Annotated in this window: 17 protein-coding genes; 8 read left to right on the forward strand and 9 right to left on the reverse strand. The window is 52.2% G+C overall.

The features are described from left to right. Nucleotides 1-2: 2 nt before the first annotated feature. On the reverse strand, nt 3-929 hold the full coding sequence (lipA, locus tag ACKVOS_RS00105; RefSeq protein WP_409209981.1) for a lipoyl synthase: 927 nt from the start codon (nt 927-929) through the stop codon (nt 3-5). Nucleotides 930-1,067: 138 nt separating this feature from the next. Here lipA and ACKVOS_RS00110 point away from each other — a divergent pair, with 138 nt between their 5' ends. Together ACKVOS_RS00110 and ACKVOS_RS00115 are read left to right on the forward strand one after the other, a co-directional pair. Next, nucleotides 1,068-1,691, forward strand: a complete 624-nt coding sequence (locus ACKVOS_RS00110; protein ID WP_409209982.1) for a carbonic anhydrase — start codon at nt 1,068-1,070, stop codon at nt 1,689-1,691. Next, entirely contained in the window at nt 1,688-2,317 is a 630-nt protein-coding gene (locus tag ACKVOS_RS00115; protein WP_409209983.1) for a pyridoxamine 5'-phosphate oxidase family protein, read from the forward strand. The genes ACKVOS_RS00110 and ACKVOS_RS00115 overlap by 4 nt, the downstream gene beginning before the upstream one ends. Here the strand turns inward: ACKVOS_RS00115 and ACKVOS_RS00120 are convergent. After that, entirely contained in the window at nt 2,288-3,178 is an 891-nt protein-coding gene (locus ACKVOS_RS00120; RefSeq protein WP_409209984.1) for a hypothetical protein, read from the reverse strand. The two genes, ACKVOS_RS00115 and ACKVOS_RS00120, sit on opposite strands and share 30 nt — an antisense overlap. A gap of 74 nt (nt 3,179-3,252) precedes the next feature. Next, nucleotides 3,253-4,932: an energy-dependent translational throttle protein EttA gene (ettA, locus tag ACKVOS_RS00125; RefSeq protein WP_409209985.1), complete on the reverse strand. Its 1,680-nt coding sequence runs from the start codon at nt 4,930-4,932 to the stop codon at nt 3,253-3,255. A gap of 116 nt (nt 4,933-5,048) precedes the next feature. Here ettA and ACKVOS_RS00130 point away from each other — a divergent pair, with 116 nt between their 5' ends. From ACKVOS_RS00130 to ACKVOS_RS00145, 4 genes are all read left to right on the forward strand, one after another. After that, nucleotides 5,049-6,434, forward strand: coding sequence for a M28 family peptidase (locus tag ACKVOS_RS00130; protein WP_409209986.1), 1,386 nt, complete (start codon nt 5,049-5,051; stop codon nt 6,432-6,434). After that, nucleotides 6,431-6,661, forward strand: a complete 231-nt coding sequence (locus tag ACKVOS_RS00135) for a hypothetical protein (RefSeq protein ID WP_409209987.1) — start codon at nt 6,431-6,433, stop codon at nt 6,659-6,661. Before ACKVOS_RS00130 ends, ACKVOS_RS00135 begins: the two co-directional genes overlap by 4 nt. 94 nt (nt 6,662-6,755) lie before the next feature. Then, on the forward strand, nt 6,756-8,900 hold the full coding sequence (locus ACKVOS_RS00140) for an EAL domain-containing protein (RefSeq protein WP_409209988.1): 2,145 nt from the start codon (nt 6,756-6,758) through the stop codon (nt 8,898-8,900). Continuing rightward, the gene (locus ACKVOS_RS00145; RefSeq protein WP_409209989.1) at nt 8,897-11,404 is read left to right on the forward strand and encodes an ATP-binding protein; all 2,508 of its coding nucleotides are present in this window, start codon (nt 8,897-8,899) and stop codon (nt 11,402-11,404) included. Before ACKVOS_RS00140 ends, ACKVOS_RS00145 begins: the two co-directional genes overlap by 4 nt. Here the strand turns inward: ACKVOS_RS00145 and ACKVOS_RS00150 are convergent. The 3 genes from ACKVOS_RS00150 to ACKVOS_RS00160 all read right to left on the reverse strand — a co-directional run bounded on the left by ACKVOS_RS00150 (nt 11,397) and on the right by ACKVOS_RS00160 (nt 14,561). Next, on the reverse strand, nt 11,397-12,335 hold the full coding sequence (locus ACKVOS_RS00150; RefSeq protein WP_409209990.1) for a crotonase/enoyl-CoA hydratase family protein: 939 nt from the start codon (nt 12,333-12,335) through the stop codon (nt 11,397-11,399). The genes ACKVOS_RS00145 and ACKVOS_RS00150 overlap by 8 nt on opposite strands. Before the next feature lie 157 nt (nt 12,336-12,492). After that, entirely contained in the window at nt 12,493-13,116 is a 624-nt protein-coding gene (locus ACKVOS_RS00155; RefSeq protein ID WP_409209991.1) for a polysaccharide biosynthesis/export family protein, read from the reverse strand. Nucleotides 13,117-14,378: 1,262 nt separating this feature from the next. After that, nucleotides 14,379-14,561 (reverse strand): hypothetical protein, encoded by a 183-nt coding sequence (locus ACKVOS_RS00160; protein ID WP_409209992.1) that lies wholly within the window; start codon nt 14,559-14,561, stop codon nt 14,379-14,381. Between the two features lie 728 nt (nt 14,562-15,289). On the opposite strand from ACKVOS_RS00160, the gene ACKVOS_RS00165 reads away from it, so the two are divergent. Next, the gene (locus ACKVOS_RS00165; protein WP_409209993.1) at nt 15,290-17,872 is read left to right on the forward strand and encodes a hypothetical protein; all 2,583 of its coding nucleotides are present in this window, start codon (nt 15,290-15,292) and stop codon (nt 17,870-17,872) included. A 344-nt stretch (nt 17,873-18,216) separates the two neighbouring features. Here ACKVOS_RS00165 and ACKVOS_RS00170 read toward each other — a convergent pair whose 3' ends face one another. Continuing rightward, on the reverse strand, nt 18,217-18,531 hold the full coding sequence (locus ACKVOS_RS00170; RefSeq protein WP_409209994.1) for a hypothetical protein: 315 nt from the start codon (nt 18,529-18,531) through the stop codon (nt 18,217-18,219). Nucleotides 18,532-18,681: 150 nt separating this feature from the next. Between ACKVOS_RS00170 and ACKVOS_RS00175 the strand changes: the two genes are divergently transcribed. Further along, on the forward strand, nt 18,682-18,954 hold the full coding sequence (locus ACKVOS_RS00175; protein ID WP_409209995.1) for a hypothetical protein: 273 nt from the start codon (nt 18,682-18,684) through the stop codon (nt 18,952-18,954). Between the two features lie 76 nt (nt 18,955-19,030). On the opposite strand, the gene ACKVOS_RS00180 is transcribed toward ACKVOS_RS00175, so the two are convergent. Beyond that, nucleotides 19,031-19,333, reverse strand: coding sequence for a hypothetical protein (locus tag ACKVOS_RS00180; protein ID WP_409209996.1), 303 nt, complete (start codon nt 19,331-19,333; stop codon nt 19,031-19,033). A 109-nt stretch (nt 19,334-19,442) separates the two neighbouring features. After that, nucleotides 19,443-19,982 (reverse strand): hypothetical protein, encoded by a 540-nt coding sequence (locus tag ACKVOS_RS00185; RefSeq protein WP_409209997.1) that lies wholly within the window; start codon nt 19,980-19,982, stop codon nt 19,443-19,445. Nucleotides 19,983-20,055: the final 73 nt, after the last annotated feature.

Below are 20,055 nucleotides of genomic sequence, written 5' to 3' on the forward strand. Positions count from 1 at the left end.
TGTTAGCCAGCCTTTGCCAATTGCGCCGCACGCGCGTCGCGCATTCTGGCAAAATCGTCGCCGGCATGATAGCTGGACCGCGTCAGTGGGCTTGATGCCACCAATAAAAAGCCTTTTGCCCGCGCAATGGCAGCATAGGCATCAAACGCCAGCGGTGTCACAAAATCCATGATTTTCGTGTGCTTTGGTGTTGGCTGGAGATATTGGCCCATGGTCAGAAAATCGATGCCAGCACTCCGCATATCGTCCATCACCTGATGCACTTCCAGCCTTTCTTCTCCCAGTCCAAGCATAACGCCAGATTTGGTAAAAATGGACGGATCATGACGTTTGACCGATTCAAGCAGTCGTAACGATGCATAATAGCGGGCACCGGGCCGAATTGTGGGGTATAGGCGCGGCACCGTTTCCAGATTGTGGTTGTACACATCTGGACGGGCCGCGACGATTGCTTCGACGGCCGCATCGGCCTTGTTTCGAAAATCGGGAGTCAAAATTTCGATTGTTGTATTGGGCGTATTGCGCCGCAACGCTTCGATAACCTTCACAAACTGGCTGGCACCGCCGTCCGGCAAATCGTCGCGATCCACAGACGTGATAACAATATGCTCCAACCCCATTTTGGCTGCCGCAATTGCCACATGTTCGGGTTCCAGCGGATCAACCGCCTTGGGCATGCCCGTCTTGACGTTGCAAAATGCACAAGCCCTCGTGCACACATCACCCAATATCATCACGGTCGCGTGCTTTTTTGTCCAGCATTCGCCGATATTGGGACATGCTGCTTCTTCACAGACCGTATTCAGATTAAGGTCGCGCATCAATTTGCGAGTTTCGTTAAAACCAGCGCTTGTCGGAGCCTTTACGCGGATCCAGTCAGGTTTGCGTTCGCGCGGGTTGCGCTCGGGCGGTATGATGGGTGCATTCATGTCGTCCAGATAGCGACGCCGCACCCTCTTGCCAACTGCAACTTCGCTGCTATCCGAGGCTGGCCTTTGGTCCTAGAGAAGAAAATCGGGTTCAGTGGCAGACCTCAACTTAAATTTTTTGCAAAGGGATGTTTGTAAATGTCTGAATTCGCTTCATTGATCGAGGGTTACAAACGTTTTCGCAGCGAGGCTTATGTACAACAGAAGGCCCGTTACGATTCACTCGCCAGTGATGGCCAATCGCCGCCCGTTATGATTATCTCGTGCTGCGACAGCCGAGTCGATCCCGCAACTGTGTTCGACACCATCCCGGGGCAGGTTTTCGCGCTTCGAAACGTTGCGAACCTTGTTCCTCCTTATGAAACCGGCGGCGGGCTGCATGGCGTTTCAGCCGCTATCGAATTCGGTGTTTTGGGGTTGAAGGTGCGACACATAGTTGTTTTGGGGCACGCACAATGCGGCGGTATCACAGCATCCTTGTCAGGCAGCAATTTAGGACCGGAGGCGCGCGATTTTGTTGATAAATGGGTCGGCATTATCGCGACTGCAAAGGAAGCGGTTCTTGCCTCCAACACACCAGATCCGCAACACGCGCTGGAATTGGAAACCGTCAAGGTCAGCCTTGCCAATTTGCGTACTTTTCCGTTCATTTCGGAAAGAGAAAAGACGGGTATGTTAGAATTGCACGGTGCCTATTTCGGGATTGCCGAAGGCCAGTTGCACGTCCTCGATGAATCGACCGGACAATTCGACCCGCAATGACAGCGTCGATCGAAGACCCAAATTTTTATAATGATCTGGATCTCAGCTTTGCCAAAGCTTGGGATTTGATCGAACCGGGTGTCAACAAGAGAGCTTCCCCGGCCCATACGCCGGTTGTGGGGACAATCGGCGGCGATGGAGCGCCCCAATTGCGGATCATGGTCCTGCGCGAAGCTGACCGGGTTAAACGTCGTTTGCGTTTTCACACTGATGTACGCTCAACGAAAATACATGAAATCGCATCTAACGGAAAAACTTCGGTTTTGATGTACGACGCCGCAGAAAAGCTGCAATTACGTCTGTGGGGTGAAGCGCGCGTGCACGATGACACGACTGACGTTGACAAGGCCTGGTCAAGCTCAACCACTTTTGCACGGCGTTGTTATATGGCCGAGCAACCCCCGGCATCGCCGAGCCAGGAACCAACGTCAGGATTGCCAAGCTGGATCGAAGGTTGCCAACCCGAAGAGATGCAACTGATGGATGCGCGTGCAAATTTTGCGGTCCTCTGGTTCGAAATTAGCTCTATCGAATGGCTGTATCTGGCGAATAAAGGTCACAGACGAGCGCGTTGGGATTGGTACGATGGGACGCAATCATGGTTGGGGCGTTGGCTTATCCCTTGAAAAACAGCGTTCAAGATAGGCATTCAATATATATGAGTGCCGCTTTGCTGCAATTGCAAGATCGGTTTCTGCCCTGCTCTCGATATTGAGATAACTGATTTCAGGGCGGTTCAAAGCAAGATAATTCGACATGGAGCCGTCGCTTTCAGCCACGCGTTCGTGCCAGAAATGGATTCCGGCGTTGGAAAGTTGCCGGCCACATTCTGTTGCAAAATCAGATGGCCGTCGGTCTTTTTGCAGATAGGCGATCAACGCCAGCGTGTCGAAATTGGCCATCTCTTCATCGGGATTAACTGCAAACAGCCCACCAGAACGCGGGACCAATTCCCCGCGGCGGAAAGCAATCTTGTCAACCATTCTGATTTCACCCCTGCCCCCGTTGCCGTCGCCTGCAAATCCCGTGCTATTCGTGTGAAAGGCGATGATTGGCTGGCCAGAATGATATTGATCCATAATTGCGGACGTAAACTTTGGTGAGTTGCTATCAAAATTGCGGTTGGGGTCGCACATGACCTGTTTCCGTGGATTGACACCGCAACGGCCATAGCCAGACTGCATCCGCACGCTGCCGGTGCCGCTGTTTACGGCTATACCGACCCCGCCATGCGTTTTGATCGCGGCTACCATTGAATCAAAGGCGGCATTTTCATCGTCATGGGGCACAAGCCACATCGGGCCTGTTATGTTTGCTGAATTCACAAACCTTATTAAGTGCCAATCAAAGCCACTCTCCGAAAAGTGGTATTCGGAAATTTCAAGGCCATTAAAGAATTCAGGATCGCCACGATGCCGCCGGAAATCATCGTCCACCGCCAGCAAATCATTGGCGGTGGTCGTTGACCAATTCGTTTGCGAAGGCACATTGGCACATAATAGCCCTAACGTTATGCCGCAGCATAAGATCAGCCTAAAAATGTGCATGCCCTCTAAACACTCTAACGCGTCATTTTCTTGTAAGTGGCCCGATGTGGCCGGGTCGCTTCGTCACCAAGGCGGGCAATCTTGTCTTCTTCATAGGATTCAAAATTACCTTCGAACCATTCAACATGACTATCACCTTCAAAGGCGAGGATATGTGTCGCAAGACGGTCAAGGAAGAAACGGTCATGGCTGATGACCACCGCACATCCTGCGAAGCTCTCCAACGCTTCTTCAAGAGCCGAGAGCGTTTCAACGTCAAGATCGTTGGTCGGTTCGTCAAGCAGCAGAACGTTGCCACCTTCTTTGAGCATTTTCGCCATATGAACTCGGTTACGCTCACCGCCCGATAGCAACCCTACCTTTTTCTGCTGATCGGTGCCTTTGAAATTGAATGCACCAACATAAGCACGCGTTGGCGTTTCATGTTTGCCCAATTTCATGAAATCCGCCCCACCGGAAATTTCTTCCCAGACATTTTTGTTGGGGTCAAGGTCGTCACGGCTCTGGTCAACAAAGCCCAAGCGGACCGTCTCGCCAATATCAACTTCGCCGCTATCGGGGGTTTCCTGACCGGTGATTAACCGAAACAAGGTCGATTTACCTGCACCATTGGGGCCAATAACACCGACGATGCCGCCGGGCGGAATGCTAAATGACAAGTTTTCGAACAACAATTTGTCGCCATAGGCTTTCGATACATTTTTGACTTCAATCACCTTGCTGCCGAGGCGTTCGGGTATCTGGATAACAATCTGCGCCTTTCCGGGTGTGCGGTTTTCCTGCGCCTCAACCAATTGATCGAACGATTTGATCCGCGCCTTAGACTTTGTTTGCCGCGCCTTGGGGCTTTGCCGGATCCATTCCAGCTCGTCTTTGATGGCTTTCTGCCGTCCGGCATCTTCACGCGATTCCTGTTCGAGCCGCTTGGCTTTCTTTTCCAGGTAGGTCGAATAATTACCTTCATAGACAAAGTAACGGCCGCGATCCAATTCGAGTATCCAGCTGACGACATTGTCCAGAAAATAGCGGTCGTGGGTCACCAGGATGACGTTGCCTTTATAATCGACCAAATGTTTTTCCAACCAGGCGACAGATTCGGCATCAAGGTGGTTCGTAGGTTCGTCGAGCAGCAGGATATCGGGCTTTTCCAGGAGCAATCTTGTCAAAGCAATACGGCGCTTCTCACCACCCGATAAGCTCGTTACCGGACTATCGGCAGGCGGGCATCGCAGGGCATCCATCGCGAGTTCCAACTGGCTATCAAGGCTCCAGCCATCGACGGCATCAATTTTTTCCTGCAACGTGCCCATTTCTTCCATAAGGGCATCAAAATCGGCATCCGCAGGCGGATCAGCCATCAACATCGATATTTCGTTGAACCGGTCCACAAGGTCGGCAACCGCGCGAACGCCGTCCATAACATTTTCTTTTACCGTCTTGTTCGGGTCAAGTTCCGGTTCCTGCGCCAGATATCCCACACGAATATGCTCGCCGGGCCAAGCTTCACCGGTGAATTCGGTGTCCATACCTGCCATAATCTTCATGAGCGTCGATTTACCCGTACCGTTCGGCCCAACAATGCCGATTTTAGCATCCGGATAAAATTGCAGATTGATATTGCTAAGGACGGGCTTGCTCGCACCGGGGAAGGTTTTGGTCATCCCTTTCATTACGTAGCTATATTGCGCTGCCATGTTGGTAACTTTCCTGTCTTGGATATGACGATGATTTGGCCGCTTCACTAGCCATCTGGCCCTGTCCTCGCAAGGCGGGATTGCAAATCGACGGAAGCCTATTATGCCTGTTTTCCATGAACACTCGTACCAGAACATTCGCTGCGGCATCATTGCTGCTGTTTTCAACCCAAAGTTTCGCTGCGAACGCGCAATCGACACTGCCTGAAACACGTGATTTCGCGTTGAAGAATGACCAAGTTGCTTACGATATAATCGAAGGGCTAACCACCGAAATTGGTCCACGACAGGGCGGCACCGAAGCAGAAGCACGCGCCCGAATCTGGTCACTCAACACATTGAAAGCCTTGGGTTTCGAAAATGTCCGTATCGAAGAATATCAGATGCCAACATGGGTCCGGGGCGAGGAAGAGGCTGAGGTTACGTCGCCTTTCAAACAAAAGCTGGCCGTTACGGCACTCGGCAATAGTGGCAGCACCGGCGAGCCGGGGATGGAAGCGGAAATTGTTTATTTCCCAAGTCTGGACGATTTACGCGCCGCACCCGAAGGAAGCTTGAAAGGGAAAATTGCCTTTGTCAGCCACGCCATGCACCGGACGCAAGATGGCAGCAGCTATGCGGCGTTCGGCCCGGCCCGATTTGTTGGCCCAAACATAGCGGCCAAAAAAGGAGCGGCTGCGATCATCATTCGTTCCGCGGGAACCGATTACCATCGTAATCCACATACCGGAAATACGAACTTTGAAGCTGGTGTTATCCCGATTCCTGCGGGCGCTATTTCCATACCTGATGCGGAAAATCTGGAACGTATGCTTGCGCGGGGAAAGCCCGTTACGATGCGGCTGAAACTGACACCCAAAAATATCGGAATGCAGACCTCGGGAAATGTTATTGCCGAAGTACCAGGGTCAAATCCACAATTGCCCATCATAGTAATCGCATGTCATCTCGACAGTTGGGATTTGGGAACTGGTGCGATAGATGACGCCGCAGGGTGCGGCATCATTGGCGCTGCGGCGAAGCATCTTAAATCCTATGGCAAACCTAAACGAACCGTTCGGTTGTTATGGGCTGGCGCCGAAGAAGTCGGCATCTGGGGTGGCAAAGATTACGGTGCAAAACATGCAACAGAAGCTCATGGACTAGCTATGGAATCCGATTTCGGGGCGGGCAATGTATGGGCCGTTGATTTCCTTCTGCCGGAAAGTGCGAGTGATTTGAAACGTCAAATTATCGGGGCACTTGCCCCGCTGGGCGTCGTTCCTCGCCCAAATCCCGCCGGAGGAGGTGCAGATATTGGTGCGATCATAGCGGTTCAGAAACCCGGCATCATCGACCTTCAGCAGGACGGCACAAAATATTTTGATTTACACCACACACCCGACGATACACTCGATAAAATCGACAAGACAGAATTGCGTCAGAATGTCGCTGCATGGGTATCGGTTTTGGCATTGACCGCAAATTATGACGGCCCACTTAGCCCCGAAACAAAGCCATGAAAAATATAGTCTTTCTTGCGATATTGATGACGGCTCTTACGGGCTGCAGTGACGATCCGGCTACAAATATTGCACAGGATACAGAAACGGGGGCTGAAGGCGCGCAGAACCAGATCAAAGCCCGTCAGCATTCAATCGAAGAAGCAGCCGAGCAGGCCACAAAAATAATTGAAGCCGACTCGAAAACAGAAATCGATTCCTTTGGCGAAACCAACAACGGGCTCTAGCGCTGCAAAATCGCTATTTGGTGCCGCTGAACTGGGGCAAATTACGAACGCTCCCTTAACCAATCCTTGAGGTTCTCCGGTTAACGCGAGAACCATGCTAGCGCGCATAGTCATAGTTGATGATCGTTCGACCAATTTGCGCGTCTATGCGCAATATGTCGCAATGATGGGTCCGGAGTATTCCGCCAAATGCTTTCACAGTGCTGTTGAAGCATTGAAATGGCTTGAGACCGAACATGCCGACCTTTTAATCGTTGATTATCGTATGCCGGAAATGGACGGAGCAGCGTTCATTTCCCGATTCAGAGCAAGAACCGTTGGCGCGCACATTCCTGCCATCATCATCACCGCGCGACAGGATCGGGAATGCCGGATTAGCGCCTTGGACGCCGGCGCAACTGACTTTTTACAAAGTCCGGTGTCGCATGTCGAATTCCGCGATCGTGCAATATTATTACTTGGCCAGTTCCAAAAGCAGCAAGAGTTGAAACAGTCTTTGGCATTGAGCAACCGGGTAAATTCTGCCGAAGAAGATGGTAATGAACCCGCGGGCAAATCGATGCTCGAACAGATTATCGACACAACGCCAATCTTAATTAACGCTACAGACCGCAACGGCAAATTCCTGTTTTTGAATTCCTATCAAGCGGCTTTATTTGGCCGTGACCCCGAAGAATTGGTTGGCCATCCCATAGCCGAAATACTTCCTCCCGAGGTTGTTGAGCGCGAACAGCGCCGGAATAATGTGATTTTGGAAACTGGTATCTCAATTCCGAATTACGAAGAAAAATTTATCAGCGAAGATATCGAATTAACATTCCATTGCAACAAGTCACCGTTGTTAAATAAAGATAATCAAACCATCGGGATATTGACGACCGGGCTGGATATTACCGCACGCAAATTTGCCGAAGAACACAGAACCCATTTGGCGTTGCATGATATGTTAACTGGTCTTCCCAACCGGACATTGCTGTCGGAGCGGATGAAAAGTGCAATTGATGATTGCAACACGACAGGAAATGGGGCCGCTTTATTGCTGCTCGATTTGGACCGCTTCAAAGTTATCAACGACACAAGAGGGCATCAAGCGGGTGATATGCTGCTGCGCCAGGTTGCCGAACGACTGAGCGCCGCGTTGGATAAGAACGGCTTTGCCGCCCGTATCGGCGGTGATGAATTTGCAATCGTCATGCAAAACCTCGAAAGCCAGGAACAACTGGTTGCTTGTTGTTCGAAACTGCTGACGCAGATTGGTGAACCTTATTCTGTCGGTGGTGTGGAACAATTGATCGGGGCCAGCATCGGTATCGCGCTGATCCCCGAAGACGGCAATTCATCCGACGAATTGCTGCGTCTTGCCGATCTTGCGATGTATGAAGCCAAATCATCTGGGAGAAACAGATTTTGTTTCTTTTCTCCAAGAATGAACCAGATTGCCCAATTGAATGCCGGAGTAGAAAGCGATCTGCGCGACGCGCTGAATCATGAGCAATTGTTCCTGGAATATCAGCCCATCGTTGACATCGGAACAGGGAATTATGTCGGTCTCGAAGCACTCTTACGGTGGCAGCATCCGGTTCGCGGGCGACTTGTTCCTGCGGACTTCATCCGCGTTGCGAATGATTCCGGCCTAATCGGCAACATCGGGCAATGGGTGGTCAACAAGGCGTGCCAGCAAATTTCCGATTTCGCCCAAGAAGGTATCATATTGCCACCTGTGGCTGTGAATGTGTCGCCCAAGCAATTCCAGTATAGCAATATGAGTGCGGATATTTTGCAGAATGTCGCCAAACACAATATTCCGCGTGGCAAGCTGGCTATCGAAATTACCGAAGAGCTTTTGCTGGACCATAATCAGGAAGTTCGTGACCAATTGATCCAACTACAGTCTGGTGGGGTGGGTATTTCGATTGACGATTTCGGAACTGGATATTCGTCATTGCAATATCTGCGCGACTTGCCGGCTTCACGGCTAAAGATCGACCAGACGTTTATCGCCCGCATTGAAAATTCTTCGGCTGATCGTGCCATTATTTCCACAATCGCGCATCTCGCCCATGCTTTGAATATGCGCGTTGTGGCAGAAGGCGTGGAAAATGAGGCGCAATTTGCGTTGCTTCGTGCATCGGGTTGCGACGAGGTTCAGGGTTTCTTTCTGGGCCGCCCATTGTCCGTAAGCGATCTTCGGACCCTGTTTGCCGAAGACTCATCCCAGGTTGAGACAGGCTTGCAATGATTGCATATCTGAAAAAACTCCGGGGCGACCTTAGCCCCGAACAAGAGATTTTACGCAATCGTCTTGTGATGGGTGGAACGTCCGGCATCGGATGCTATTTATTCGCGTTTGACGCGATCATATTCTCGGCGTTCTTTGCGTATCTTTCGTCCAACGCCATTCTGTATGCCATGCAGAAACGAAATTTTTGGCAACCGGAACAGCGTTGGCTGGCGGCCATCATACTCGATGTGATGATGGCTTTTACCGTCATGCTGCGCGAGCCTGAGCATATGTCCATTTTTTACCCGATCATTCTATGGATGATTTTGGGTAACGGGTTTCGCTACGGCGTAAAATGGCTGTTTGTTGCCGCGATAATGTCGACCATAACCTTTGGCTTTGTAGTCGTATCGACGTCATATTGGCAACAAAACTCATTTCTGGGTTATGCGTTGACCATCGCATTGTTGGTGATCCCCGGATATTGCTCGACGCTGATCCGCAAAATTTCGCATGCCAAAGAACAGGCCGAAATGGCGAGCAAGGCCAAAAGTTATTTTTTAGCCAGCGTCAGCCATGAATTGCGGACGCCGCTGAATGCAATCATTGGCTATGGTAATCATTTGCGCCAATCCGATATGCCGCGCCCTCAAAAGGAAATGGTCGAAGCCAGTGTTCTGGCCGGTGAACATCTCCTGCATCTTATCGAACAATTGATCGAAGTCGCCAAAACAGGGACGGGTTCGGCGCAAGTTAAAACATCGTCGTTCCGGCCAACAGAATTGCTGACCGAAATCCGGAACATTATGGCAGTGCGAATTGAGGACAAGGGCCTGTCGCTTCATTTACAGGCAGAGCCATTGTCCGATCGCTTGGTCGAAGGTCCAACGGATGTTTTACGGAACATCTTGTTGAATCTGGTAGGCAACGCCCTAAAATTCACCGAAGCAGGCAACATTTCGATCCACAGCGGTTTTTCAAAGTTGGGGGATAAGGACCATATCTGGTTTTCGGTCAGTGACACTGGCATCGGAATAGCCGAAAGTGCAATTGAGCGCATATTCCAACCTTTCCAGCAAGCCGATGAAACCGTGCTGAACCGTTTTGGTGGCACCGGCCTGGGCTTGGCAATTTGCAAACAACTTGTCGAACAGGTGAATGGCCGGATCTCTGCCGAGAGCCATTTGGGCCGCGGCAGTACATTTTTGATCGAAGTCCCCGTAAACTTGGTTGCCGTTGAAGAAAATGAGTGGGTTTCGGGAACAAGCGACATTGTTCACATCATATCATTCGGGGACATCGCGCCGGAAATACTTGTCGAGGCGCGAACGGCAGACAATTTCATCCTGCGGCACATCAACTGCGCTAAGCCTGAAGAACTGGCGTCTATAATTGCTGACAAAGGCCTGCAAAACTATAAGGTCGCATTGATCTCCCATGCTTTGGCACGGCAAATCGAGCCTGAAAGCACCATTTGGGATTCATTTGCAGATGCCAAAATAGCACCGGTTCTGGTTTCGGATGCAAATGAAGTGGATATCGAGGAGGTCGCCTTGCGCGCCGCGTTCGCTTCGATTTTGCCGCCCTCACCCAATTTCGCCGAGTTACGAAGCGCGATCAGGATTGGTTGTTCGTTTGCTAGACAGTTCAAACCCATTGAAGATGACGTTGCCCCCGAAAGGCCCAATTATCCACCTCGCAAAATTCTGGTGGCCGATGACAACCGCACCAACCGGAATGTTCTCGGGGCAATATTGGGTTCTGCCAATCATGAAGTTGTTATGGTCACAGATGGTGATGAGGCGTTGGATGCATTGGAAAATGGGCAATTCGACATCCTGTTACTCGATATCAATATGCCGCGTTTGAACGGCATCGACGCGTGTATCATGTGGCGACAGATTGAAGGTGGTCGGCAACATCTACCCATTGTGGGCGTTACAGCCGATGCGACGGCGGAAACGGAAATGCGGTGCAAAAAAGCCGGCATGGACTTACGTATCACCAAGCCGGTCGATGCAAAGCTCTTGCTGGCGACCATCGAGGATCTATGCGGCAGTCAGTCGCAGGGGGCAGCGTTGATGAGCAACATGGCACCCGATCCCTTAAACATCGTTACGCCCATTACGCCTCAGTTGCCGTCCGCAAATGATGCGATTGACCCCGGCCAAATCGAATATCTGATGTCAATCGGGGATGCTTTTTTTGTTTCGGGAATGATCGACGGCTTTTTTGAAGATACCGAACAAACTCTCGAACCGTTACGGACATCCGTACACAACGCCAAAGTGCATGATTTCAGATTTTGTGCACATGCGATCAAGAGCTCGAGCAACAATATGGGAGCCAAAAAACTGGCAGAACTCTGCGGCAAGCTAGAACGCGTCACAGAAGCGGAGTTTGATGAAAACCGTTTTCAATATCTTGATAAAATAGAGCGTGAACTGGACAAAGTGCTCGATGCGCTTAGAGCAATCAGCCGCGACCAATCTTCCGAAAAAATATATTCTTCGGTTAGATAGCGGACGTTAAGCTTCGCTGAATCCGCCGTTCTTGCGCGTCGGCGAGACGTTCCATCTTGCGGACATCCGCCTCGGTTAAGGTCATTGCCGTTTCTGCCCAGATATTGGTTATCCGCAGCAATTCTTCCAATTCCACCGGATCAGCAGCACGGCGCGCTAAATAGACCGCCCGTTCGGCGGCAAATCGTGCTCGGCCTTTCTGACAATATTCGACAATCGCCGCCTCCCCCTGCCCATCTTCGACCAGGATATCCACTATGCCGAGTTCGAACAATTCCTCTGCACTGTGAATTTTACCTTCTAAAATAAAGCTCTCCGCCTTTTTTCGGCCGACCCGACGCAAAAGAAAGCTATATGCTCCCATCCCCGGAAACAAATTGAATATGATTTCGGGCAGACCCATTCGCGCGCTGCGTTCGGCGACAAGAATATCAAAAGCCAATGCATGTTCAAAGCCGCCGCCCAGCGCATCTCCTTGCACCAGCGCCATTGTGATGATCGGAGCTCCAAAACTGTTGGCATTTGCATATTGCATCCGCACACATGTTTCGGCGTAGCTCCGCATCGCCGCCAAATCACGATTGCGAATACATTCGGCAAAGTGGCGCAGGTCGCCGCCCAGATTATATATGCCGGGGGTTTTAGATCCGCACACAAAATAGCGCAAATCATCATGCGTACTGTTTGTTGGCATGGTATAGTTATTGGCAATCCAATCCTGCACCTGCTGAATTTCAGCGCCCAGGCTATAAGTATAGCTCGGCCGGCCAGTCTGATCCATGAAACACCAGAAGATTTTATCTTCACGATCATGTCGAAGCGAGATTTCACGAAAATTGCGGTCAGTTATCGGAACGCCCAACACGCGTTCCTGCACCGCGAGCGCCGGATTTTCATTTGCGCTTTCAACAACGCGAGAGTGGAATGCCATAAAACCCCCGATAAATCAGTGTCCGGCCACCCCAACCAGAATCTTTGCATAGCATAAATTTCTAAACTGCAAGATGAAATATTATCGAGTGCGGTTATATTTTCAGGCGTTGCATATTGTAAATGTTATCGAATTCACGTTGTGTTCACCAGCAAGTTTAATTGGTGGTCAGAACATAGACCAACGGTGTCAGCAACGTCGGCGCAATCTGGAGTGCATCCTTAAACAAGCGCCGGGCCTGAGAATCGCCAACAACAACCACGTCGTTCGCAAAGACCTCTGGATCATTATATACGCCGCGACGTATCGCCTTCAAATTATACAACGCCGCCATTTTTTGTCCGTTTACCGTGCGAAAAATTACGACATCGTCCAACTTTGCGAATTCGGCTGTACCTTTTGCAACGGCCACGGCCCGCATCAACGTCATGCGTCCGATAACGGGATAAAGCCCCGGTTCGCGAACCTGACCATCGATCGTAACAACCTGACTGACTGTTTCCTTCAAATTGACGGTAACTTGTGGGTCACGGACATATTGACCGCGCAAACGAGCTTCAATTTCTTCCTCAAGTTCCCCAGGTGTCTTACCTGCGGCGGTAATTATACCGGCCAACGGAAAGGAAATGCGGCCTCCTGCGTCGGTTTGAACCTCCTGCTTGCTGAGTTCTTCGATGCCGAAAACGTCAATGGTCAACTTGTCAAATGGTCCAATAAGATAAGGCCGATTCTGCTCGAACAAATCCAGACGAGTGGGTTCCGGCAAAACATCACTGTCCACAATTTTTATGTCCGAAGCACTGTCTGTGCTGCCTAATTGCGAGCTCCCGCAAGAGGCCAGTGCAAACGACATAACAAGCAGCAAGAATCGGTAACGCATTTTAATATCCCAGAATTTATATGACGCTGTGCTAGCGAACACCTCAGATTAAAGCCACCACTTTTGGATTTTGGTTCGCCATGACAAATGGCGGAGAGATAGTCCGTATAACTATGGTCAAATATGTCAGCTATTCTAGCAGTTCCGTTCATCGAGCGTAATTACTCCCACATTTTATCCCACGTTCAAGCCGAGTCTGTCAAAATTCGTGAGGGCCGCTAACGCTGGAGAAAACCGACATGCTGGTTCAAAATCCTCCATCGGGGTTTTCCGATTTCCATTTGTCCAGTGACCGCTTGGCATCACGCAGCGCAGCGCTGCCAGCAAACCGTTTAACTATTCGTCAGAGCTCCAGCCATACCGTCTCCTCAGTATTCGCTGCACCTTTTCGTCTGCTTCGATGAGCTCACTATCCGACATCTTACTTCTAATTATGTTTATAATCCCAAGATTGGCGGCAGTTGACTTTCTGCCACCTTGACCGTTGGAAGGTCCTAAGGAACTGGCACCGGTCGATTTAGGTTCTTTTTTTGGTTCTTTATAAGGTTCGGCCTCAAGTTTTGAGGGGGTGAGGCTCGGATTTCGAGGGGGCTGCACACGATAATCGAGGGGGTCACTGGGTTTTTCCGGTAGCCTAGCCCCCACGGATTTTGAGGCAGTGACGGTATACATTATCGGGCTCGTTGCGCTGTTGAGAAGGTGTTTGTAAGCATCGACCGGATCGACGCAACCAATATCAACCAACCAATTTACGAGTGGTTCAGTCTTAGTTTTATCGAAACGCCCACGCCGCAAATGGGCCATGACCTCAGCCAAACGAGACACGCCATCAGGCCAAGGCCGTTGATCCTCTGCACTAACCGGATGGATCGCGTATAGGGTCGACCGGCCCTCTCGAATATAGCAGCTGATGTGTCCGCCCGCAGTGAGCCTTTTGATTGCTTCACGTGCCGTAGTTTCTCTGCATCGAGCCAAGCGGGTTAGCATTCCACGTCCAATCCATGTCAGAGGAACGGCATCTTTCGCGCAATTCGCTAACACAATCAGGACCATCGCTTCGCTGCATATCGTTACGCTGCTTCCCATGGCACGTTTCATCAGCTTCAAGCCCATTGGTCGATTTCCACCGCTTCACCGGCGGCCAAATGGCAGCGCGTCTAAAGTCATCTCGCGCCCATGGTAGGCAGACTGGCAAGCCACGTTTCGGCATCCGCCTTTGCAACCCGGCTGGCATTGCCAAGCTTGGTGAGGCGGACTCGACCGGCCTTTACTTGGCGGTAAAACTCAGTCCGGCTAATGGAATACCGCATGAGAAACTCACTAACTGTCATAAGTTCGGGTGTCATAAATCATTCCTTTCCAATCACGTCGACGGCGACGCGAATCGAAAGTGCCAAAGTGTTCCACGGTCCGTAAGGCGGAATTCAGGAACAGCCCCAACAAGCGCAGAATCTCTGCTATTTTTGGAGAATTATAGGGTTGGCAAGCAATGCGAAGTTAAAAGCCATTACGGTTCGTGCCAAACGGTCAAGTTTCGTTGCAGAATACTGTTCTACGATTTCGGATTAGCAGCCTGAACAAACGGCAGCTAACAAGGGCTTGAAATGGTTGCCCGAATGACCGAAAAGTTGTGGTTTCCTGCCTGTCCGCTTTTGGCATCCTAATTGGCCGAAGCAGACATTCAAAGGAGGTAGCGGGCATGACAGCTTTGCGCCCAATTGGCGTCAACCACGATCGCTTCGGACGATCCTGCAAGCGGATGATCGGACTACACCAATCCCTGACCCTCTGAACCCGGAGGATTCCTGGAGTATGTGCGGCCAGTAAAGCCGTGTATGCACGCCACCTTGCACGGGTGCCTGCCCTTACCCCTGGTTGGATCAGCATGGCTCTTCGCAGTCACCAAAGAGTCTAATTTTAGGCTTAACCATCACGTAACAATTTCAGTGCGTGCATTACATTTTTCAAGTTGTTATGTCCGCGTTAACAGACATCCGTTGGAACGGGCTTAGCGCGTCGCTCTCCGGTGGTGCTGAGGCCGCGCTGCGGACCGCAACCACAGAGGCAAGCCAAAATGACTCCACTGTTCGCCCGATCGGGATCCGAGTTCCTCGTCAACACCGCGACGTTCGACAATCAGAACCAGCCCACGATCACGTCGCTTGCCTCGGGCGGGTTCGTGGTCAGCTGGTTTGATGCAAGCGGTCAGGGCGGCGATGCGGACGTTGGCGGTATCAAGGCGCAGATCTTCGATGCTACAGGGGCCAAATTAGGTGCCGAGTTCCTCGTCAACACCTCGACGTTTGGCACACAGCAACAACCGACGATCACGTCGCTCGCCTCGGGCGGTTTCGTGGTCAGCTGGTTTGATGCAAGCGGTCAGGGCGGCGATGCCAGCGGCAGCAGCATAAAGGCGCAGATCTTCGATGCGGCGGGCGTCAAATCGGGGGGCGAGTTCCTCGTCAACACCGCGACGCTGAACGAACAGTCCGGGCCGACGATCACGTCGCTCGCCTCGGGCGGGTTTGTGGTCAGCTGGAACGATCGAAGCGGCCAGGGCGGCGCTGAGTTGGGCAGCTATGACGTCAAGGCGCAGATCTTTACCGCCGCCGGGGTCAAATCGGGAGGCGAGTTCCTCGTCAACACCATCACCACGGGCGCTCAAGAGCAGCCGACGATCACGTCGCTCGCCTTGGGCGGGTTTGTGGTCAGCTGGATCGACGTCAGTGGCCAGGGCGGCGATGCGAGCGGCACCAGTATCAAGGCGCAGATCTTCGACGCCGCCGGGGTCAAATCGGGGGGCGAGTTCCTCGTCAACACCGCAACGCTGGGCGAACAGTTTCAGCCGACGATCACGTCGCTCGCCTCGGGCGGGTTTGTGGTCAGCTGGGGCGACGTCAGTGGCAGTGGCCAGGGCGGCGATGCGAGCGGCACCAGTATCAAGGCGCAGATTTTCGATGCGGCGGGCGTCAAATCGGGGTCCGAGTTCCTCGTCAACACCGCGACGCTGAACAATCAGCAACAGCCGACGATCACGTCGCTCGCCTCGGGCGGGTTTGTGGTCAGCTGGATCGACGTCAGTGGCCAGGGTGGCGATGCGAGCGGCACCAGTATCAAGGCGCAGATCTTCGACGCCGCCGGGGCCAAATCGGGGTCCGAGTTTCTCGTCAACACCGCAACGTTTAACAATCAACAGGAGCCGACGATCACGTCGCTCGCATCGGGCGGGTTCGTGGTCAGCTGGACCGATTCGAGCGGCCAGGGCGGCGATGCGAGTAGCAATAGCATCAAGGCGCAGATCTTCAACGTCGTTCAAGAAAATACGGCACCGACGATCAACTCGAACGGGAGTGGGGCGACGGCATCGCTGAGCATCGCTGAGAACGAAACCATCGTCACCACCGTGGTGGCCACAGATCCCGACATCGCCGCCGCAATTGTATACAGCCTGTCTGGCGGCGACGATGTGGCGCTATTTACGATCGATGCCGCCACAGGCGTGCTCGCCTTTGCATCCGCACCGAACTTTGAGGCCCCGGCCGATGTCGGTGGAGACAATGTCTATAACGTTATCGTCCGCGCGAGCGACGGCACACTGTTCGACGAGCAGGCCATCGCGGTCACGGTCCTGAACGACGCGTCCGAAATCTTCACCGGCACTACCGGCAATGACACGATCGTCGGCACTGGCGATGATGACATTCTCACCGGCTTGGCGGGCAACGACATCCTGAATGGCGCAGGCGGGAATGACACAGCCAGTTACGCAGGCGCAGCGGGATCGGCGCGCGTTAGTCTTGCGTTGGCGACCTCCCAAAACATAGGTGTGGACGGCAGGGACACGCTGATCTCGATCGAGAATCTGATCGGCTCGAACTTCAATGACGTTCTGACCGGCAATGCCGTCGCAAACATCCTCGATGGGGGCGCAGGCAACGATACTTTGATCGGCGGCGCCGGCAATGATTCACTGCTGGGAGGTCTCGGCAACGACAGGCTCGATGGCGGTTTGGAGATCGACACGCTTGACGGGGGTGCCGGCAATGACACCTACACCGTCAACGAAACCGGCGATGTCGTGATCGAGGGCGTCAATGCAGGGACCGATCTCGTCAATGCCAGTGCGAGCTTTACGCTCACAGCCAATGTGGAGAAGCTCACGCTGACCGGCGTGGGTGACTTTGATGGCACGGGTAACGACCTTGCCAACACGCTGATCGGCAATGCCGGAAACAATGTGCTGACCGGCGGTGCAGGCAAGGACACCATCAAAGGCCAAGCGGGCAATGACCGCATCATCGGTGGCCTCGGCGCTGACTTCCTTACCGGCGGCACAGGGTCCGATACGTTCGTGTTCGACAGCCTCGGCACAACACTCGACAGGGATACGATCAAGGACTTTGTCAGCAATGATGACACCATAGAAATAATGCGTTCGGCCTTCGGTGCTTTTGCGGAGGACGCTTTAGGTGTTCTCGATGCCTCAGCATTTACGATTGGCACGAAAGCGACCACAGTCGACCATCATCTGATCTACAATGCTGGCACGGGCGCACTCTTCTACGACGCCGACGGGTCGGGCCTCGGCGCGCAGGTGCAGATCGCTTTGTTCAGCACTAAGCCTACTCTCGGTGTGACGGATTTCCTTCTGATTTAGGGAGCGGCCGCACTGTTTCATGTGTGCACTCAGACTTGCATTGAGATGCCGGAGATATGCTGGGTTATCTCATGATTTCAATGTATCCAGTCCGCGATCAATGAGCTTACACCAGCAAGATGAAAGAACGGCGGGTTTTAACAGACGCCCCGCACGGCACAAACGTCCGCAATGTTGTCGTGTCCCGACAGTCCGGTTTTATTGCATGATGCCCTTAGGCTGCCCTTTGTTAAGCTGATGAACAAACGGCAGCTAACGAGGGTCTAAATTTATTGCCTGAATGTCTGGAATGTTGTGGTCAGGCGACGGTCTGCTTTCAGTTGGTAAAGCCTTAAATCGGACATTTAGCCTCCGATAAAACGATCAGTGCCTAGGGGCGTAAGCGACCCGTCAATCACAATCGCGGCGCCATCAATGAACAAGGAGCTTTGGGATTTCCCTTGCTGCCATAACGTCAGCATAAACCGACGATCTGCATCTATTCCATCTATCGATAGGCTGATCGGTAGCGGCTCCCATTCGGGAGCAAAACCACGAGCATCATAGTCCACCGTTAGCTTCTCGCCGGGCTTGAGCAACCAACACCAGCATTCCATTTCAACAAAAACCACAAGGTCTTCGGGCAGTTCGTTGGTGAAAGTTTGCCGAACGCGGGTCATTTACCGATCCTGCGAGAATGTCAGCTATCGGGCAAGAGCAAAGTACGATCCTATGACTGGAATGTTGTCGTTTTCTGCCCGACCGCTTTGGCGCATTTGTTGTGGGGAGCGGACATTGCTTTATCTGCACCACGCTGGCAACATGGCTGGATGGCAAAGCTCCTTTCGGTTGTCGAAGATGTATTCGAAATATCAGGTCGAGGACCGGTAGTGATTGTGCCGGGCATCCCGCGGCAAGGAGACTGGCATGTCAAAATCGGAGATTCCCTGACGCTAAAGCTTCCAGATGGCACCATAACATCAACGGAGGTGCGCGGGATAGAAATGGCGTCGCTGCCTCACCCTCGCTCTATTCCGATCCTGCTCGGTTTGGGGCTCACGAAATGCGACGTCCCAATCGGCACCGAAGTGTGGGTTGAGTGAATGTCCGCAAGGTTGTCGTTCAACAACAGTCCGCTTTGGCAGATTTGTTGTGGGAAGCGGCGCCTCGGAGAATGTATTAGTCTACCACTCTCCAGTCTATAACTGGCTCGCGCTTATTTTCGTAAAACTTCCTCTTCTCCAATAAATCGCAGAACAAAGTGCCGTGGATGCCCCGCACATCCGGCTTGGCGACTTCTCGACCCCAGACCGGGCCCATGACATCGTCCACGCGATCCTCACCTAACCGCATGATCATGTCTTCTATGAATTCGATATTTTGTCCAGAGGCCGGAAATATCAGATCGAACTCTTCGTCGGTAACTGCAAATATCGAGTAAGCCGCGTTCACAGCGCCATCTATGAATTGGATGTTTTTCATTCGTCACCTCCATCCCACAAAGTAACGGATCGGGGAACGTCCGCAATGTTGTCGTGTCCGGTTAGTCCGCTTTTATCGCATATTGTCCGAAAGCGGCCCTTCGTTCAGCCTATAAACCAACGACAGCTAACGAGGGCTCGAACTTGTTGCCTGAATGTCTGGAATGTTGTGGGAAGCGGACATAGGCCGACCATAGTCGGTCGAACTCTGCCGATTCCATTTCAGTATTTCCTGACGCTGCGATCTTTACAAGATCGAAGACGCCACGCTCTGCAATCGTTGGCTGGCCTGGATGCCGGTGAACGATGTTCCCGCTCAAATCGAAACCAAGTTCGCGCGTGATCGCGCCGTGTTCATCAATCTCGGTAACAATTCGCGTGAGGCCCCAAGCATCCGCAAGACCGATCAATTCCGCCTCTGTCCATATCAAGATACGTGGCATGGTATCGAGCATAACGCCGCAGCAAATTTCTGCAATGTTGTCGTATTCTGTCTGTCCGCTTTTATCGCATACTGTCGAAAAGCTGCCCTTCGTTCTGCCTATGAACCAACGGCAGCTAACGAGGGCTCGAATTTGTTGCCTGTATGTCTGGAATGTTGTGGTTTGCGGACAGGCAGCTTTCAGGAGGTTGAGGCCAGTAGCAGTCATTCATACAATTTTGGCGACGACAGCTTCGCGCCAAATGAACATGTTTAGCGACCTGCTACACGATCCCAAAAGC

The sequence above is a fragment of the Sphingorhabdus sp. genome, assembly GCF_046154385.1.
Classification (GTDB): domain Bacteria; phylum Pseudomonadota; class Alphaproteobacteria; order Sphingomonadales; family Sphingomonadaceae; genus Sphingorhabdus_B.

What these genes read in the sequence shown, in the direction of transcription:
- lipA (WP_409209981.1), bottom strand. Translation starts at nt 929, where the DNA reads ATGAATGCACCCATCATACCGCCCGAGCGCAACCCGCGCGAACGCAAA.
- ACKVOS_RS00110 (WP_409209982.1), top strand. Translation starts at nt 1,068, where the DNA reads ATGTCTGAATTCGCTTCATTGATCGAGGGTTACAAACGTTTTCGCAGC.
- ACKVOS_RS00115 (WP_409209983.1), top strand. Translation starts at nt 1,688, where the DNA reads ATGACAGCGTCGATCGAAGACCCAAATTTTTATAATGATCTGGATCTC.
- ettA (WP_409209985.1), bottom strand. Translation starts at nt 4,932, where the DNA reads ATGGCAGCGCAATATAGCTACGTAATGAAAGGGATGACCAAAACCTTC.
- ACKVOS_RS00130 (WP_409209986.1), top strand. Translation starts at nt 5,049, where the DNA reads ATGAACACTCGTACCAGAACATTCGCTGCGGCATCATTGCTGCTGTTT.
- ACKVOS_RS00135 (WP_409209987.1), top strand. Translation starts at nt 6,431, where the DNA reads ATGAAAAATATAGTCTTTCTTGCGATATTGATGACGGCTCTTACGGGC.
- ACKVOS_RS00140 (WP_409209988.1), top strand. Translation starts at nt 6,756, where the DNA reads ATGCTAGCGCGCATAGTCATAGTTGATGATCGTTCGACCAATTTGCGC.
- ACKVOS_RS00145 (WP_409209989.1), top strand. Translation starts at nt 8,897, where the DNA reads ATGATTGCATATCTGAAAAAACTCCGGGGCGACCTTAGCCCCGAACAA.
- ACKVOS_RS00150 (WP_409209990.1), bottom strand. Translation starts at nt 12,335, where the DNA reads ATGGCATTCCACTCTCGCGTTGTTGAAAGCGCAAATGAAAATCCGGCG.
- ACKVOS_RS00160 (WP_409209992.1), bottom strand. Translation starts at nt 14,561, where the DNA reads ATGACACCCGAACTTATGACAGTTAGTGAGTTTCTCATGCGGTATTCC.
- ACKVOS_RS00165 (WP_409209993.1), top strand. Translation starts at nt 15,290, where the DNA reads ATGACTCCACTGTTCGCCCGATCGGGATCCGAGTTCCTCGTCAACACC.
- ACKVOS_RS00170 (WP_409209994.1), bottom strand. Translation starts at nt 18,531, where the DNA reads ATGACCCGCGTTCGGCAAACTTTCACCAACGAACTGCCCGAAGACCTT.
- ACKVOS_RS00175 (WP_409209995.1), top strand. Translation starts at nt 18,682, where the DNA reads ATGGCAAAGCTCCTTTCGGTTGTCGAAGATGTATTCGAAATATCAGGT.
- ACKVOS_RS00180 (WP_409209996.1), bottom strand. Translation starts at nt 19,333, where the DNA reads ATGAAAAACATCCAATTCATAGATGGCGCTGTGAACGCGGCTTACTCG.
- ACKVOS_RS00185 (WP_409209997.1), bottom strand. Translation starts at nt 19,982, where the DNA reads ATGACTGCTACTGGCCTCAACCTCCTGAAAGCTGCCTGTCCGCAAACC.